Annotated in this window: 12 protein-coding genes; 8 read left to right on the top strand and 4 right to left on the bottom strand. The window is 64.1% G+C overall.

Translation table 11 applies throughout. The features are described 5' to 3' along the window. The coding region (locus IG98_RS0141940) for an integrase core domain-containing protein (RefSeq protein WP_030925754.1) at positions 1–279 on the top strand (279 nt) is incomplete at its 5' end. Between the two features lie 107 nt (positions 280–386). After that, positions 387–554 (top strand): hypothetical protein, encoded by a 168-nt coding sequence (locus IG98_RS51585; RefSeq protein WP_157594847.1) that lies wholly within the window; start codon positions 387–389, stop codon positions 552–554. 214 nt (positions 555–768) lie between these two features. On the opposite strand, the gene IG98_RS0141950 is transcribed toward IG98_RS51585, so the two are convergent. From IG98_RS0141950 to IG98_RS0141965, 4 genes are all read right to left on the bottom strand, one after another. Further along, positions 769–2019 (bottom strand): AAA domain-containing protein, encoded by a 1251-nt coding sequence (locus tag IG98_RS0141950; RefSeq protein ID WP_245651937.1) that lies wholly within the window; start codon positions 2017–2019, stop codon positions 769–771. A gap of 104 nt (positions 2020–2123) precedes the next feature. Then, positions 2124–3629, bottom strand: a complete 1506-nt coding sequence (locus tag IG98_RS0141955; RefSeq protein ID WP_030925759.1) for a hypothetical protein — start codon at positions 3627–3629, stop codon at positions 2124–2126. Beyond that, positions 3626–4756, bottom strand: a complete 1131-nt coding sequence (locus IG98_RS0141960; RefSeq protein WP_030925761.1) for a hypothetical protein — start codon at positions 4754–4756, stop codon at positions 3626–3628. Before IG98_RS0141960 ends, IG98_RS0141955 begins: the two co-directional genes overlap by 4 nt. A 77-nt stretch (positions 4757–4833) precedes the next feature. Continuing rightward, positions 4834–5727, bottom strand: a complete 894-nt coding sequence (locus IG98_RS0141965; protein WP_030925764.1) for a hypothetical protein — start codon at positions 5725–5727, stop codon at positions 4834–4836. A gap of 106 nt (positions 5728–5833) precedes the next feature. Between IG98_RS0141965 and IG98_RS0141970 the strand changes: the two genes are divergently transcribed. The 6 genes from IG98_RS0141970 (at position 5834) to IG98_RS47870 (ending at position 17483) form a co-directional block, all read left to right on the top strand. Continuing rightward, complete coding sequence (locus IG98_RS0141970; protein ID WP_051753650.1) at positions 5834–7108, top strand: metallophosphoesterase family protein; 1275 nt, start codon at positions 5834–5836, stop codon at positions 7106–7108. A gap of 30 nt (positions 7109–7138) precedes the next feature. After that, a complete protein-coding gene (locus tag IG98_RS47865; protein WP_051753652.1) occupies positions 7139–10420 on the top strand; it encodes an AAA family ATPase in 3282 nt (1093 codons plus the stop codon). A gap of 337 nt (positions 10421–10757) precedes the next feature. Continuing rightward, positions 10758–12257 (top strand): DUF3375 family protein, encoded by a 1500-nt coding sequence (locus IG98_RS0141995; RefSeq protein WP_051753653.1) that lies wholly within the window; start codon positions 10758–10760, stop codon positions 12255–12257. Further along, a complete protein-coding gene (locus tag IG98_RS0142000; RefSeq protein ID WP_051753656.1) occupies positions 12254–12949 on the top strand; it encodes a DUF4194 domain-containing protein in 696 nt (231 codons plus the stop codon). Before IG98_RS0141995 ends, IG98_RS0142000 begins: the two co-directional genes overlap by 4 nt. Before the next feature lie 2 nt (positions 12950–12951). Further along, positions 12952–16323 carry an ATP-binding protein gene (locus IG98_RS0142005; protein WP_051753657.1) on the top strand — a complete coding sequence of 1124 codons (3372 nt, stop codon included), beginning with the start codon at positions 12952–12954 and terminating at the stop codon, positions 16321–16323. Continuing rightward, the gene (locus tag IG98_RS47870; RefSeq protein ID WP_084196049.1) at positions 16320–17483 is read left to right on the top strand and encodes a Wadjet anti-phage system protein JetD domain-containing protein; all 1164 of its coding nucleotides are present in this window, start codon (positions 16320–16322) and stop codon (positions 17481–17483) included. Before IG98_RS0142005 ends, IG98_RS47870 begins: the two co-directional genes overlap by 4 nt. The last annotated feature ends 358 nt before the right edge of the window (positions 17484–17841 follow it).

Genomic DNA, 17841 nt, shown 5'->3' on the forward strand with positions numbered 1-17841 from the left:
TCAGAGGAGTTCGACCGGTTCCTGACCGGCCTGCGGGTCCGCCACTCGGTCGGCCGCACCGGAGTCTGCTACGACAACGCGATGGCCGAGTCGTTCTTCAGCACCATCAAGAACGAATGGCTGCACCGTTTCGTCTTCACCACCCGAGCCAAGGCAAGACGGCAGGTCATCCGCTACATTGAAGGGTTCTACAACCACCGGCGCCTGCACTCGGCACTCAGCTACCGGCCGCCTCTCGAAGTACTCAACGAATCCCTTTCAACCCGAGTAGCCGCATAGGCTACGACCATAAGACGGCTGTCCGGAATCACCGAGGCACCTCACAGAGCACTAGCCCGGCCGGCGCCTACGTCGTGGGCGGCTGGAACCCCTTTTCGGGTGACACGGTGGAGCTCGTAGTGTACGACGCGACCACGGCGGAGGTGATCTACGCGGCCAACCACCAGGGGAAGGCGCTAGTGGCGGGCAGCATCGCCTTCTATGGCACACTCACCTGGGGAATGCCGAAGGGACATGGGCGGCTAAACTCACCCCGGTCAACCGTCGTGGCCTGACCCCCGATGTACTGGCTGAATGTGTGCCCTTACGGTGAGGTACATCTCAATCTCAGCGCGGTTGCATATCGCGCTCCCGGCGGCGTATGACTATGAAATGCGTAGATCCTGCCGATGAAGCGCGGTTACGCTGAAAGTCCCGCGGCGACCATCTCGTCTCTCTGTGGGCAGGGACGTCGAGATCCCTGCTCTGCGTGAGCCGTTGGCATGCACCTCAGTCCGGTGCAACGATCGTGTGCTGCTCCAGATGGCTGAGTACTGTGTGGTGGGCTTCCCATCCGTCGGGGAATTTGACGGGGACGTTGAGATGCACTGGGTCGATGGCGGAGTGGGCGTCGAGGAGATGGGTGATGCCGGCGCGGGCGACGATGATGCAGGCGTGCCGGTGACGTGAGGTGAGCACGCAGAGCCGGCCCGCTTCCAGGTGGAAGGCGGTTGCATCGCGTCGGCCGGACAGCGGATGCACGACGATGACCACCTCGAATTCCCTGCCTTGCAGACGGTTGGCGTTGTCGACAACGACCTGATCGGCGCCGGGAACGTTGGTGCGGGGCAGCAGCCACTTGATCTGCTCGGCTTGGTCGCGGTGCACGACGCCGATCGCCACGTCGGCAGGAGTCAGGCGCCGTCCGGCGGGGTGATGTTCGCAGCGTTCGGCGGCACCGCGCGCCAGCAGGCGTGCGGCGAGGTCGGCCGCTGCGCGGGCCACGTCGCTGTCGGTACGTTGGGTGTGCCGGGCGGGGAGCTGATGCAGGGCCCAGCCGGTCCGGCGGGCCATGTCCAGGGTGTCATCCAGCGGGGATCGCAGGCTGGAGGTGGTGAACTGCAGCTCCCGCACCCCGTTGGCGACGCCAGCGGTGAAGGCGGTATAGGGGTAGAAGGCCGGGGCGATGAGGGTGGCCGCGCTGGCCGGCAGTCTCCAGGAGACGGGCAACCGACGTTCGATGACGGCGTCACGGTTGTGTGCCAGCAGGACGTCGACGGCGTTGTGGCGGGGGTCGTAGGTCAGGCCCGTCCACCGTTCGGTGGTCACGGTGGTGAAGGGGTCGAGCTGGCCGGGGTCACCGACGAACAGGCCACGCTCGAACTGGGAGGCCACCAGCAACAGCGCGTCGGATCGCATCTGGTAGGCCTCATCGACGATGGCCCAGCGCTGACGATGGTCCTTGACCCGAGCCCATTTGGCGGCTGTCCCCAGCACGATGTCACAGCCGCGCAGCTCGTCGATCTTCGTCTCGATGGCTACGTTACTCAGGCTCCGCAGCGGGCTGCGGCCGGCGGCGTAGTCTTCACCGCTGATGCGCCCGATGCGCAGGGTCGGATCGTCGGCGGCCAGACCGGCTGTCAGGTCGTCGATCTGGTTGTTGGTCTGCGCGATGATCATGATTGATTCGCCTGCCGCCACGAGTTCCCGGGCCGCACGGCGAACCAGCGTGGTCTTGCCGGCGCCCGGCGGGGAGTCCACGACGACACCGCGGCCGGCGTCGGTGCGGCCGATGGTCTCAAGATCGGCGAGGATGGTCTGAACGGCCGTTTGGGAGGCGAGGGCCGGGTCGGGTGGGGTGGACGTCATGTCTGCTCGGCTTCCGACAGGTCGGTGAACGTTTGGGGTGCGGACGGCCCGGTGTGCGTCCAGGGGGTCTGTTCACGCGAGGGGAACTCGGCGGCACCCCATTGACTGGGCCAAGCCGTGTAGCAGACCAGCTCGTCCAGTTCGGGAACGGCGTCCGCTGCGGGTCTGCTGACCGAACCCATGCCTGCGGTGACCTCTACGGTGATGAGGTGCATGTCTTGCTGTTCGGGCAGGACCTCGCGGACGCGCACGATGGTGCGGGGGCGCTCAGGATCGACCAGGTCTTGGTCGCGGGCGATGGGCGGCGGGTCCTCGGTGCGGATCGTGAAACGTGGGCGCAGGATGCGTCTGCCCTTGGCGCTGGTCACTTGGCGATCAGGTTCGCGTGCGACCACGACGCCGGCGAAAGCGGTGCCGACGGTGCGGCGTTCGGCGAGCACGAAGGGATCGTCGAGCGCCTGTTCGTCCTCGAACATGTGGATGGCCCGTTCCAGGCGGGCCAGGCGTCGAGCGGCGTCGACGGCCTGGTCGTGCACCGGCTGTGGTGCTCCGCCCCGGGTGATGTGGAGGCTGTGGGAGGTGAAGTGGTCACGGTCGTCCTCCCAGCGACGGACGGATCGGGCGGCCTGCGGAATGGCGCGTAGCAGCGCGAGTCCGTCCCATACCTGATTCCAGGTCGGCCGCAGTTGGCTGGCCAGCGCGTCCTGCAACTCTGTAGCCGTCCTCGCCGCTGTGAGGTGGTCACCGGAGGCGAGCGCCTGCTGGTGGGTGATCATTCTCGGTTCGAGTTCCACGGCGTCGAAGGTCGGGTCGGTCGCCGGCCCTGCGGGGGGAAACAGCACCGGGTTCTCACTTCGCAACGCGGCCTGGACACCGGTCAGCCCGGCCGGCGGCTCGATCCAGGCCAGCAGCTTCGACAGGCTCTCATCCTCCAGGATGCTCTGGCCGGTAGCCCAATGAGCGGCCAGTTGCGCGGTGAGGGGCAGCAGCATCGACGAGCCGGGATACTCGGCACGCTCGGCGAAGAAGGTGAGCCATCGGCCGAGCAGCGCGATCGACGGGTCGGTTTCTGTCGTGTTCGGCGGTCCTTGGAAACGGATGGACCGCCCTACCAGACTCAGGTAGTCGACGGTGGCGTGGTTGGCGACGATGATTTGCGGCGCGTCCGCGCACCGTTGCCGGGGCGGTTTGCCGGGCCGCGCGGGCAACTGCTGCAGGGTGTTCTCCCGTCGCCTGATGTGGGGCAGGATGACGGCGGCCAACTGGGCGTAGAAGGCCCGGCGCTGGTCACGGTTACGGGGTTGGGTGACGGTCAGAAGCGTCGACTGACGGCGCCCGGTGCCGACCATGCAGGCCAACGGTGCGGCCGCCTCGCCGGCCATCGTCAAGATGACCAGAACGAGTGGCTCGTCGACGAGGTGATGGTGGCGTACCTGGCGCAGGCGCTCAGCACGGCCCTGCCGGGTGGCGTGCAGCCGGGCGAGTGCGGCGAGGCTACTCATGCCGCGCCCTCGGCCAGTGCGGCGCGCAGCCGTTCGGCGTGTCGCAAGGTGCGGGCCACGCCAGCCTGATCGTCACTCGGCTGGCGTCCCTCCGCCAGGGCCAGTGCCGTATGTGTCGTGTCGACGCCGCCGAAGATGTCGACCACACCTTGCCCGTACACGTCGAGAGAGGCGTTCTGGCGCGCCTCGTCGCGGCACAGGCCTGCAAGCTCGCAATGGGCCATGCATTCGGGCCGGTAGCGAGCCGGGATCCGGCGCAGGTCGGCGGCCAGGTTCGCGGCGGGCCGGGTAGGCACGCCCGTGGTATCAACGGCGAGGTCGAAGGTCAACCCCGACGGCAGCAGGTCCAAAAGGATATCGATGCGGTCCATGCGGGCCAGCTGTCTGTTGAGCATGGAGATCTGTTTGCGGGCATCGACGAGGGTGGCGATCGGGGTGTTGCCGAAGTCCTTCGGTGTCACCAGGAACACCGAGGTTGCCACCAGTTCCGGGTCCAGTCCGTTGGTGGCGAACAGGTCCTGCAGGGCGATCACGTAGATGGAGGCTTGTCGCGTGGCGGCCGCCACTTGCGCGCCATTCGCCTGCCGGTCGATGACCGGGAAAGATTTGATCTCTACGATGTAGAACCGATCGCCGATCTTGAAGGCGATGAGGTCGGGTTCGAGGTAGACGTCGTTGCCGCCGACGTTCAGCCGCAGCATCGGGTGGTCATACAGCGTGCCCGGGTCAGGGCCACCGCGGGCGGCGCCCACCAGTGCGCGGCAGGTCTGGCGGTAGCGCTGCTCTCGGCCGGTGCTGTCGCCGACGCTTTTCAGTGGGATGTAGGCCACCTGCTCGACCGGCAGGTCGAGGCTCTCGCGCAGCAGCGCGAGCAGGCGCGCGCCGCCGTATTCCTTGACCTGCTGCTCGAAGGCATTACCTCGAGCCAGGGCGAACCGCGACTGGCCGAACTGCCACGGATGGCCTGCCTGGCGGGCCACCGTGCCCTTGTCGGCGCCGCAGGCGTCCAGAAGGGCACGCCGGGCGCAGCCGGGATTGACCGACAGCCCGACCAGGGTGCGGGCGTTGTGATTGACGGGCGGCTGGCCGCCTCTGAGTGCGTTGAGCCGCGTTGTTGTGGTGTTCACCAGGATGTGACCTTGCTGAGAGCGCCGTAGGGATGGGGGAAGACGCGCGATCGGGTGGAGTCCGGAACTTAGTCCATCTAGTCCGCGCTCGCGCTGTTACGGACGGACGCCAGGCGATTACCGAATAGGCGCTCGGCTTCTGACAGCCGGTCTCTGGCCCAGGTGGCCGCCTCGCTGCGCTGTCGGCGATCCACCTCCAGATGCACGCTCAGTTCCGCCTTGGCCGCGTCGCCCACCTGATCGGGATCAAGTGCTGGGACATGCCCGGCGAGGGTGGGCGGGCCGAGTGCGCCGGGGATGCTGACGGCGAAGCTGCGTAGCAGGCGCTCGGCCCGAGTCTGGGCGTCCGGTGTCCAGCGTGGGCCCAGCTGGGAGTACGAGATGAGTGCGGAGGCGATTTTGGTTGCGGTGGTGAGGAAGTCCACGCGGGGGCTGTGGGCCCCCATGATGCGCCGTTCCAGCGGCCAGGTGCTCACCGTCAACAGCGCGCGTGCCGGAGCGAGTCGGTCGGCGGTCAGGGCCGGGCACAGATAGTACGGCCGGGCATTGGGTGCCGACCGGTAAGAGCGTTCCTCGTCGCGCCGCAAACTGGCCAGCCGGGAGGCGGGCAGCTCGCCCGGGAAGAACGCCTCGTGCACCGCGGTGATCAGCTTCGGCGCAGCTGGCACTTCCAACAGCGACAGCGTCTGGTGGACCTGCTCACGAGTGGGCAGCAGGGCCGCCAGCGCGGGTTCGGACACCGGTGCGTCAGGACTTACCGGTGCGGGTGCGGACGCATCCGAGGCGTCGGCAGCCGAGACGGGCTGCTCGGCGGCGGCCTTGTCCTCCCACAGGCTTTCTGCCCGGTGCAACTGTTGGCGCAGCTGCGCCACCCGCGCGGCATCGCGCTCCACCATCGCCAAACGCAGGGCACGCCGCAGTTGTGCCAACCGGTTTTCCAGCTCGTCCAAGGTCTCTTCATTGTTCTGCATGGGGCCGAGGTTACCAGGCTTCCAAATTCCTCCAAAGAATTCCAAAGTTTGTTGTAACGTGTTGGGCGCTTGGCACTGATGAGCTCAATGACGACAGGAGCAAGCCATGAGGATGCTGCACGTCTCGGACTGGCATCTCGGGCGGACGGTGGTGGGCCACCACAGCAGGTACGCCGAGTTCGAAGCCGTCCTGGCCGAGATCGCCGATATTGCCCGCGACACCAAGCCTGACCTCATCGTGAACACCGGCGACTTGTTCGACCGCGCCCAGCCGGCCGCAGCCGACCTCGGCTTGGGCATCCGCGCCCTGGTGGAACTGGCCCAGGTGGCGCCTACGGTCGTCGTCGGCGGTAACCACGATTCGCCCACGCTGCTGCGCGCCCTCGACACACTGGTCAACGCGCTACCCGCCGGTTCAACAGAGCCGCGACGGCTGCGCTTCATCGATACCGCCCGCACGCCGGCCGAGGGCGGCATCCTGACCTTTCCCGCTGCTGACGGTCACCGTATCCGGCTGGCTCCGCTTCCGTTCGTCCACCGTAACCGGGCAGTGGACGGATTCCAGCGGCCTGAGGAGGCTGGCCTGGCCTATGCCCGATACCTCCGCGAGATTCAGCAGGAGCTGACGGCCGGCCTGCGCGAGGGATATGTGCCCGGCCGAGATGTCCTGGTACTGGCTGCTCATCTGTTTGTCGAGAGCGCCGTGCCGTCGTGGAGCGAGCGGCCGCTCGACATCACCCAGAACTACGCCTGCGAGGTCGAAGCACTACCGGACGTCGCCTACTGCGCTCTGGGCCACATCCACAAACCGCAGGCGATCAACAGAACGGGCATCACCGCCCGCTATGCGGGCAGCCCGCTGCAGCTGGACTTCGGCGAAGAAGGCGAAACCAAGAGCGTCGTCCTGGTCGAGGCCGCGCCGGGCCGCCCCACCAAGGTCGAGACCATCGCGCTGCGCTCCGGCCGCCAGTTGATGAACTTCACCGGCGACCTGCAGCGCCTGGCAATCCAGGCCGACCAGATCGGCGATGCCTTCGTCAAGGCGATCATCGAGGTCGACGACCCCGGTCTCGGGCTGGGCTTGTCCGCCGCGGTGCATGCGATCATCCCGCAGGCGACCATCGTCGACCTCGACGAGCGACTGCCTGGCTGGCAAGACGTCCCCGTCCTTGACGCGAACAGCACCCTTGACCCCGAGCCTGAGCTGACCGACCTGTTTCGCGATTACCTCACCGAGACGGGCATTGCCCCGCAACACGTTGACCGGCTCCAGCAGGCCTTCGCCGATCTGCTGATGGCCACCGATCACGAGGATGACGTCCCCGATCCCGTCGAGCAGATCCTCCAGGCCGCCCTGGTCGCACACCACGACCACCCCTGACCACCTCCCAGCACCCCCGAGGAAACCCCGATGCGTCCACTTCACCTGACGTTTTGCGGCCTGCGTAGCTACCCCGGCCAGATACAAACGCTCGACTTCACCGGCAAGTCCCTGATCGCCATCCTCGGCGACACCGGTGCGGGCAAGACCACGATCCTGGAGGCGATCACCCTGGCGCTGTACGGCGCCTCCTCCTGGAGTAACAAGGTCAAGGAGTTGGTGGCCGAGGGCGCCACCAGCATGACCGTCGACCTGACCTTCTCCCACCACGACCACACCTGGCGCGTACGCCGCGTCTACTACGCCAACAGTCGCCCGAGCACGCACCTGCTGCAAAACCTGGACACCGAAGAAGAGATCGACGACAGCAGGGCCGTCAATCGCCGCATCGAACACCTGCTCAAACTCAGGCGCGATGAATTCCAGGCGGCGGTCCTGCTTCCCCAAGGCCGCTTTGACCGGCTGCTGACCGCCACTGACACCGAACGCACCGAGCTGCTCAAAGGCATCTTCGGCACACGTTTCCTCGAAGCAACCCGCGCCCGGGCCGAACGACGGCGCGACACCATCAGGGAACTGCTACATAAGGCACAACTCACACGTCGCGGCTACCTCGACGATCCCCGCGCCAGCGCCGAACACGCCACCGCCGCAGCCCAGACCGCGCAACAGCGGGCCGACCGCCTGAGCACCGCGCTGTCGACGATGAATCAGCTGCAAACTACGGCGCGCCAGCACACCGACCGTCTCAACGACCTCGATGTAGCCATCCGGCAGCTGTCGGATCCGGCTAGCCAACCCAACTCCACGGTGCTGGATGCTGTCGCCCAGGCCGAGCAGAACCTCGACGAGACCGCCCAGCAGCTGATCAGCCGACACGAACAGACCAGGACCGACTACACCCGCGCGCGAGAAGCTCTGGACAAGGCGGCCACACAGGGCATCACCGCCGATGCAGTCGCCGCAGCCCGCGCCATGCTGGCCGACCTTCCCAGCCGGCAGGCCACACTGCACCACACCGAAACCCGGCTGGCCACCGAACAGCAGGACTTGAGCGACGACCACGACAAGCTCGAGGACATGGCCGTCGACATTGAGCGACGTCACCGTCAGGCCGAACAGATGACAGCTCACGCCGAGGTCGTCCAAAGCCACGCCGACCGCGCCGTGACCGCCGCCACCAAACTCCAGAATGTGACCCGAACCGCCCTGGCGGCTGCCATCACAGTCGGACAGGCCGCCGCGGCCAAGACTGCGGTCGCGAGCGCGTACGGCGCCGCGCAACGGAGGCTTCCCGCGCTGCGCGCTGCGCATCAAGACGCGCAAACGGCTCTCCACGCCGCGGCACATGACCTCGAAGGCGCCAAGCAAGCCGAAGCCGCGCACCTCGCCGGCCAAGGGCTCCATGCCGGAGACAGCTGCCTGGTGTGCGCACAGCCCCTGCCGGCCGCATATCAGCCGCCCGCCCCTCTCGATCCGATTCGGCTCCATGCCCTGCAAAAGGCGCATACGAGCGCCGGCGAAGCCTTTGGCGCAGCCGGGAACGCCCTCCGCGAAGGCATGAACGATGTCACAGCTGCCGAGCAGGGGCTGGCAACCGTCACAGACGATCACACCATCGCATCCGATCGTCTCGCTGAGCGCCTCGCTGAAGCCCAGGCTGCCGCGGCCTGCCCAGACCTGGCCACGGTGGCACCAGCGGACACCGCCCCCCACCATGACGCCGACGCCTTCACCCACCGTTTGAAGGAAGACACAGAGGCGCTAGTGCACAACACCTCACGCGAGGCGGGCAACGCTGGCGCTGATGCCGACCTCTTGGCTACCCGGCTCAGTGAGCCGCTGTGCGCGCCCGCCCATCATCTGGCTCGGTCGCTGAGTGAGGCGGCGGCCGCCGCCTGGCAGAAGGCCCACGCCGCAACAGCCGATGCCCGCGGCGCGACCCAGATCCTCACAGCCCGCAAAGACGATTACACCAAAAAGGACACGGCATACAAGGAAGCCCACGCCCAGCACACCATCGCCGTCGAAACCATGCACAAAAGCCTGAATCGGCTGCCCGCTGCGGTGCGTGCTGTGCTGCCCGCCACGCCGAGCACCGTCACCGACGTCGACGTCGACGTCGACGTCACAGCGGCCATGCAAGTGTGTGAGGAGCTCGGCACACACCTTACGCAGGCCCAAGGCGAGTTGGAGCAGGCCACGACCACCTTGGCGCAGATCGAGACAGATCGGGTCCGGCTCGACCATCGGCGACAGACCGACATCACTGCCCCGCTCACCGCACTGCTCGCCGCTGCCACCACCCACCGTGGCACGCTCCACAGCGCCCAAGCGCTACTCGGCGCCGACTCCGTACCTGTCCCGGCGTCCGTAGAGGCCCTTGAAGTTGCACAGCTGAGCGTCCCAGTAGTGCAGCGGCTTTGTGACGCGCTCGCCGCCGCGAGCGCCGCCCTCGTCCGACAGTTGCGGACCGAGCACGACAAGGTGACCACCAAGCTGAACATTAGCCATGCCAGGCTGGACGACCAAGCCCGCCACATCCAAACCGACGATGAAAGCGGCGACCATGCTGGACTTCTGGTGCGCTTCGCCAGCGGCGTCTCGCTGAGAGAACCGCAGGCGCTGACCCCGCTGTCGGAGGCCATCGGAGCCGCCCGTCAGACCCATACCGAACAGATGAGCCTGGCTAGCCGCGCCCACGCGCAGATCGAACCCGCCGAACAACTTGATCACGCGATTGAGTGCGCAACTTCCCACCTCAACATGCTCACCCTGCTGCACGGCCAACTGGCCGATGGCAAATTCCTGACCTACCTGACCGAGCGCCGAACCCGCACCCTGCTCATCCTCGCCAGCGAGCTCTTCTCCCGCCTGTCATCTGGCCGGTACGGCTTCACCGACGACTTCCGCATCGCCAGCCTCGCCACGCGCACGGCCCGCAGCCCCAAAACCCTGTCAGGCGGCGAAACCTTCCTCGCCTCCCTGGCGCTGGCGCTGGCCCTGGTCGAACTGCACAGCCGCAACGGAGCCCGGCTGGGCTCTCTGTTCCTCGACGAAGGCTTCGGCGCACTCGACTCGGCGACCCTGGCGTCAGCGCTCAGCGTGCTGCGCGCCGAAAGCAGCGGCGACAAGCTTGTCACCGTGATCAGCCACCTGCACGCCGTCGCCGAGGCCGTCGACGACGTCTTGTGGATCAACCGTACGCCCGCTGGATCCGAAGCTCGTTGGCTCACCGCCTCCCAACGCGAAGCTCTCATCTACGACCACGCCCAGTCGGGGCTGCTGGATCTCGCGGATCAGATCAGCTGATGCGCCCAGCGATGTCGGCGAGCGCTACGACACACCTGTTCGCGCCCCCGGATGCCGGAGCAGCGGTGCTCTCGCTTTTTTATGCCGTAAGCAGTTTCCTCAGCGAAGGTGGAGGCACCAGCAGCACCCCCGTGGAACCGCAGCCGTTACGTATACCGTCGACCAAAATCCTCTAGCGGCAGCTGAGCAGGCGACGCAGAGATCGTTCCTACCGAACGTCAGCTCACTAGGGGCTGCCGTTGACACGTGGGTTTCCGGCGTCAAATGGGGAAACCCGCCTTGAATGTTGACGGCAGATTGTAGCGTTTGCGATGCCACATGGAGCGGGAGACTTCGGATGAGTGATATCGCAGGTGAGCTCAAGCGAGTCATGGGTGCCTTCGACAAGCCCACACTGAAACTACTCGACCGTAAGTGGGCCCCTTTCGTTATGGCGGTATTCAAGACTTCCTTCAGCCGCGACCGGCAGAGCGTTCAGTGTGATCGCATGCATGTCCAGGTGGACACATATCGAGATGAGTTACTGTCGATCGGAGATCCTGTCCCAGATCGAAGCGGCCGGGCATTATGTATGCAATGGATGAATGACCAGTGGCTCTACAGATCGACGAACGATGCCGGCGAGGAAGAGTACTCGCTGACCTCTCATGCCCTTGAGGCGCTTTCCCTTGTTGATAGCCTGACGCGAGATCGTGCACTGCTCAGCGAGTCGCGGCTCACGACGATTCTGCAGACCGTTCGGCGTTGGGCGACCGAGGCCAGTTCGGTCCGCGAGGACAGAATCCGGCGCCTCGAAGACCAGATCGTCCAACTGACAACCGAGAGGGATCGACTCGCGGAGGGCGGAGACGTCTTCGCGGCCTCCGACGATCGGATGCTCGAAGGCTACTTCGATCTTGCGGATCTGATCGACCAATTGCCGAGTGACTTCAAGCGGGTCGAGGAGTCGGTGACGGAGATGCACCGGCAGATCATCAGTAGTTTCCGGGAAGACGACCGCCCCATCGGTGAGGTGCTGGATGAGTATCTCGCCAAGACGGATCGGTTGATGTCGGCCACGGCTGAAGGACGGGCGTTCGAAGGCGCGTTCACCTTGCTACGAGACGACGCCCTCCTGCTCGACCTCAAGAGTGATCTGCAGGCCATCCTTGATCACCCTTTCACCGTGGCACTTACGACTGCGGAGAAGAACTACCTGCGCGGAACGGTAGGCGTCATCCGCCAGGGCATCGACGACGTGCTCTCCCAGCGGAGCAGACTCACCACGACACTTCGTGAGCACATCGTCAATCACGACATCATCAAGGAGCGCGAGCTCGAAGTCCTGCTTCGAGACATCAACAAAGAACTCGCGACATGGATGCAGAGTGCTGGGCCGCGCGCCGCTGTCCCTCTTGAGCTGATGCCCAGGACCTTGGACATTACCCACCTGCGAGAACGATTTTACGACCCTGGAGTGGAAACACCGCCACCCCCGTTGGGGGATACATCCCACGATGCGCCAGAGCCGCCATCGTTGGAAGACATCCGTATGCAAGGCGGCCCCCTGCTGGAGCAATTGCGACTCGCTATCGTCGCGGCATTCGCAGACGGGAAAACGGACTCCGTGGGTGAGGCTTTCAACGGTCTTGAACCAGAGTTGCGGCGCCCGGTGGAGATCCTCGGGCTTTTGCATATGGCCACCCAGATCGACGTGCTGGAGCACGAACAGTCAGCTGAGCTCTACGAGACCATCCGTCCTGACGGTAGCCTGCGGGACTTCCGAGTACCACGCATGACACTCAACGAGCAGGAGACGGCCGCGTTGGCGGCTTTGAGATCGAGGTGGGAGCAGTGACCGACGACTGGGATCAGAATCTGCGCAGTGAGGACTTCGACGATGCCGAGCAGGCGAGCCTGTCCCTCTTCGAGGGAGATGTGGGAGGCTTGACGCTCGAACAGCGCAAGGCACTCGTGGCCCTGCTCAAACACCGTTACATTTCCGGTGCGCAGCAGCCTGCGGAGTGGCGCACGCTGCTCGAATCCGAGGTTGTCATCAAATCTCGGCTCAATGACCTCTTCCTCGATCTACATGTTGATCGCCGTTACGAGGTGGCGTTCAAGCATCAAGCGCAACCTGAGGGCGGCAGCCGATTCCCCACGCTGCTACACGATCTGGCCTACTCACGAGAGGAAACCATCCTTTTGGTGTTCCTGCGCCAGCGCTTTCGAAGCGAACGGGCCGAAGGTCTGGAGAACGTTCTGGTGGACCATGATGATCTCCTCCAAGCCGTCGCGCGTTTCCGTCCGCCCCACGCGACCGACCGCTCCGGTGACGCCAATCGTGCCCGAAACGCGATCGAGAACATCGTCAAGGCTCGGATCCTGCTGAAGACGCCGGACCGCAGCCGCTACCGGATCTCCGCCGTGATCGAGGTGCTGCTACCGATGGAGCGTTTGAACGAGCTGTTGCAGTGGCTCATCGGCCAAAACAGCAAGCCAGCGAACGAAGTGCTCGATGAGACACTAGCGTCGGAGGCCGCCGAGTGACGATGCAGCCGCTCCTGTACATCGACGGAGCCACCGAGGGAACCACACAATGGAAGGCCGACACCTTTCAGATGGTCAATTGGGGTGGTTTCCAAGACCATCACCAAGTCGAGTTCTCCCCGAACGGGACACTCATCTCAGGCGCATCGGGTACGGGCAAGAGCACTTTCCTCGACGGCTACATCGCGTTGATGATGCCCTCGACCACATCGTTCAACGGGGCCTCCAACGAGGCGACCTCCGGTCGAGCAAGGAGCGTCGATCAGCGCAACCTGCTCACCTACCTGAGAGGAAAGACCGACTCCAGCCGACAGCAGGGAACCGACGAGCTCCACGACCGCGTGCTACGCGGCAGAGACGGGCCCACCTGGGGCGCAGTGGCGATGACCTTCGTCGATGACAACGGGCGCCGATATACAGCGCTGCGCGCGTACTACGTTGCTCGCGGAGTCATGAGGCCCGGAGACGTCATCATGAAACTGGTGACGACGGACGGCTACCTCGACTTGAGGGATCTGGCTTCCGTAGCCGAATCCAGATTCGACAAGCGAGCGCTCAAAGCACGATTCCCCGGCATCGTCCCCCACGACAGCTACGAAGAGTTCGAGCAAACCCTGTTCACGCGTCTGGGCATCGGGGCCAACGGCGAAGGCGGCAAAGCACTGCGACTGCTGGCGCGCATCCAGAGCGGCCATCAGGTCAAGACCGTGGACGGCCTGTACAAGTCCATGGTCTTGGAGGAGCCCGCAACGTACGCCGCTGCAGATAAGGCCATCAGCCACTTCGAAGACTTGGAGCGGACCTACGGCGCCATGACCACCGTGGCCGAGAAAGCCAAGGTCCTGCAGGATCTGCCGCGGCTCTATCAGGACTTTCAACAGGCGACATCAAACGCCGACATGGTCGAACTGCTCGGAGTCACCCGCGATGGAGCCACCCCCTTCCGTTTGTGGACTCTGACCACCGAACGTCGTCTCCTGGCCGAGGCCGTGAAGGCCAATCGAAAGAGCCGCGACCAGACCCACAGCAGATACGTTGACGCCCTCGACGCGGAAGCCGCCCTCAAGGTCGAGATCGAAGCGCTGAAGCGTCAGATCCGAGAGAACGGCGGAGACACGCTCGAGAAGCTGCATCACGACTTGCAACAGCTTGAGAGCGAACTCGGTCAGGCCCACGAGAAGAGACGGCGGTTCGACGATCGGACCCAGGCTTTGGCGGTCGCCATTCGCTCACAAGAGGACTTCGTCCGGATCAGGAGCGCCGCCACACAGTTCACTGAAACCTTTGATCAGGTCGTGAAAGATCTGGAAGACCAGCAGCAGGCCAAGCGGCGTGACATGTTTCCGCAGGAGGAGGAGGCGCGCCGGCTCAAAGAGGAAAAGAAGTCCCTGTCCGGGCGTGAGGGACTCGTCCCACCTCTCCTGCACAACGCGCGCGTGATGATCGCCCAGGCATGTGGCATTCCAGCTGAGGACTTGCCCTTCGTTGCCGAACTCATTGACCTCGCGCCTGGAGAGGAGAAGTGGCGCAAAGCCGCAGAAGTCAGTCTCGCTGCGATCTCCAGGGTCATGCTTGTCGATGAAGACTTCCTGGATTCACTCAGCCGTGCCATCGACCCCCTCCAGATCCCCGTCCGGATCACCTTCGAGGGCGTCCCCCTCGGCCTTCCCGAGGAATTCGAGGGTGATCCTCGGCGGATCTCAGGAAAACTGATCTTCAAGGATTCGCTCTTCGGGCATTGGGTTCAACAACGCGTCCGAGCCTCCAACGTCGACGCCCTGTGCGTCGATAGCCCCGCTGAGCTCAGCAACGGTGGGCTGTGCGTCACACCCAACGGCCAGACCCGCCATGGCCAACGAGGCGCACATGGCAACCTGCGCGGCGACCGCTACATCATTGGTTTCTCCAACACAGCTCGCCTTGCCGAGATTGATGGGGAACTCGACGCTCTGCACGCGAAGCTCGACGGCATGTCGAGCCAAGCCTCCGCCATCGGGAACGCGATCACGGACCTGCGGCGGCGCAAGGAGGCATTCCAGTTCGTTCTTGACACAGAGTGGCAGGCCATCGACGTCACCGGCGTTGAGGCCAAGATCGCGGAGAAAACGGCGGAACGCGCGCGCATCCTTGCCGACAGCGACATCCTGCGGGTATTGCGAAGCGAGGAGCAACGCAAGACGCATGACCAAGAGGAGACACAGCGCACGAAGCACCTCGCTGAACGAGAGGTCGAGGACCTCGACGCCGAATACGCGAAGTTCGTTGACCGAGAAGGTTCGGTCAGCAGAGAAGTTGACAAGATTGAGCGCGAGCACTCGACGCCGATACCGGAGGACCTCGTCATCCGCTTGGACAGCGAGTTCGCCAGCGTCGGCGACCGATCAGATCTCAAAGGCTTCGCTGACAGCGTGAAAAGGCTACGGGGACGGCTCGCCCATCTGCTAAAAGAGGAGCGCGACAACGCGCAAAAGGCCCGCGCCTCGCTCGAACGGATCTTTCAAACCTTCCAGAGCCGCTGGCTCGACCCGAACCTCGGCCAGACGTTGGACTCCTACTCTGCCTATCGCGAAATCCTTGACGACATCGTCACCACCGGCCTTCACGAGCGCCGCCAGGAGTGGAAACGACGCCTGTCGAAATGGAGCGGTGAGGACCTGGTGCCCCTTAACGGTGCCTTCGACAGTTCGATCGAGGAGATCGAGGACCGGCTGTACCCGGTCAACGAAATCCTGGCCACTTTGCCCTTCGGGGCAGGACGTGACCGGCTGAAAATCGTCCTGCGTCGCCTTCACCACGATGCCATCACGAAGTTCCGCCGAGAACTGAAGCTCCTGTCATCGGGTGCCACGGAGGAACTAACCGATGAACAGACCGAAGCGCGCTTCACGCAACTGCGCACATTCATAAACCAGATCCGCAAACCGGAAGGCGGCTCGAAGAGCACAGCGCAGCGAGACTATCTGCTCGATGTCCGCAAGCACGTTGAGATCACCGCAGTCCGTGTGACGACCGAAGGCATAGAGATCAGCGCTTATGCATCGCTCGGAGGCAAGAGCGGAGGAGAGACACAAGAGCTTGTGGCATTCATCGTCGGTGCCGCCCTCCGCTTCCAGCTCGGAGACGAGAGCCGTACTCGGCCGCGTTTCGCGCCGGTCGTTCTCGATGAGGGATTCATCAAGTCCGACTCTGAGTTCGCAGGTCGAGCCGTCCAAGCGTGGAAAGGTTTGGGCTTTCAGCTCATCATCGGCGCGCCACTGGACAAGGTGACGGCTCTGGAGCCCTACATGGACCTCTTGCTGGCCGTTACCAAGGACAATAAGACTAGCTATTCGTACGTTACTCCGTTGACCCCTACTACCGGAGCCGCGTCGTGAAGAGCCCGGATCATTTACTCCACGATATAGGCAAACGCGTGGCCACCACTTGGCATCTCGCTATCGCTGGCGAGTCAGACGCTTGGCCGCACCAGTTTCCTCTCGGAAACTTGAGCAAACCGGAGCTTGAAGCAGGATTCGCCGCTGTTCTTAATCAGACTTTCGAATGGCGGGACTGGGCAGATAAGCACCGCCTTCCCCTCATTATGAGCCCACGACGGGTACATGGAACCATCCAGTCAATTCCCACACACGTGTCTGTCGCGAGCCTCGACACCGCCGTCGACCTCCTTGGACCGGAGTGGAGGAAGCGCATCCAACGAGGCCGATCCCGGCTGGCCAAACTGCGGTCGGCGTTCCCGCAAGCAGCGGAACACCCAACGATCGTGCGCGCCGTCGACAGCTACTCGGACGTGAATTTCGACTTGCTCTGCACGGCGGCGTCCTGGTTCACAAACAACACGGCGAGCGGGCTCACTCCCCGACAGGTCCCCATCGAAGGATTGCACGCCAAGTGGCTTAACACCCATAAGCATCTCGTTCAAAACCTCGCAGGGGTCGATTCCCTCGAACTTCTCCCAAAGCATCCTCAGCGAATCCATTTCACCTACCTGGACCCCGATCACCTCGCTAGCGGAAAGCGGCGACATGACTCCGCCACGGTTTATGACGCCATGACACCTGCCTACCTGCCAGACGTCGTCCTCATCTCCGAGAACAAGGACACAGCCATCCACTTTCCTGCCTTGGGAAAGGGTATCTCCGTTGAAGGGTCAGGTTTCGCGGGCGCGAGCGCGATCTCTTCGTTCAACTGGCTCACCAGTGCCCAGCACATCGTGTACTGGGGCGACATGGACGCAGATGGATTCGAGATCGTGAACCAGTTCCGCCAACACGGAATACTCATCACCAGTATCTTCATGGACCTGATCGCATTCGAGACTTATGAACGCTTCGGCACAACGACCGATGCACGAGGCAATGCTTTGCGGGCCTCACACCGAAAGAACCTCATGCATCTCGCCAAACACGAACGGGAGCTCTACGAACTCCTCACCGATCCCACGTGGGCGCGGGTGCGAAGGATTGAGCAAGAAAGAATCCCGCTGATCATCGCGTGGGAAGCCCTGCAGAAACTCGTCAACAACGTCGGACGGTGAGCCGGTACGGGCGATGCCCCTAGCGAAGTGCGTGGCGAGCCTTCGCTCGTGGTATGCGCATCTGACGTGCTGCCATATCTGATCGGCTGCGCCTACGCACGCATCAGGCACCAGTTCCAAGACGGCCTGACGCGATTTCGGCCTGCTGGTCGTGGTTCTTCACGAGATCGCGCCGCCGTTGCCTGCCGTAACCATTTTGGTGAGCTTCGCTTCAGCGAGCTGGCCTGAACGATGCTGGACCTTTCTAGCCGGGTGCCTACCTAGTGCCGTGACCGCATAGGTTCACCGGGTTGAAGTCGAACTGGTCCTCGTCGCCCGTGTGCCCCTGGCAGGATCTTGCCCATGTTCGAAGAGAAGC

The sequence above is a fragment of the Streptosporangium amethystogenes genome, from assembly GCF_000721075.1.
In the GTDB taxonomy this organism is placed as follows: domain Bacteria; phylum Actinomycetota; class Actinomycetes; order Streptosporangiales; family Streptosporangiaceae; genus Streptosporangium; species Streptosporangium amethystogenes.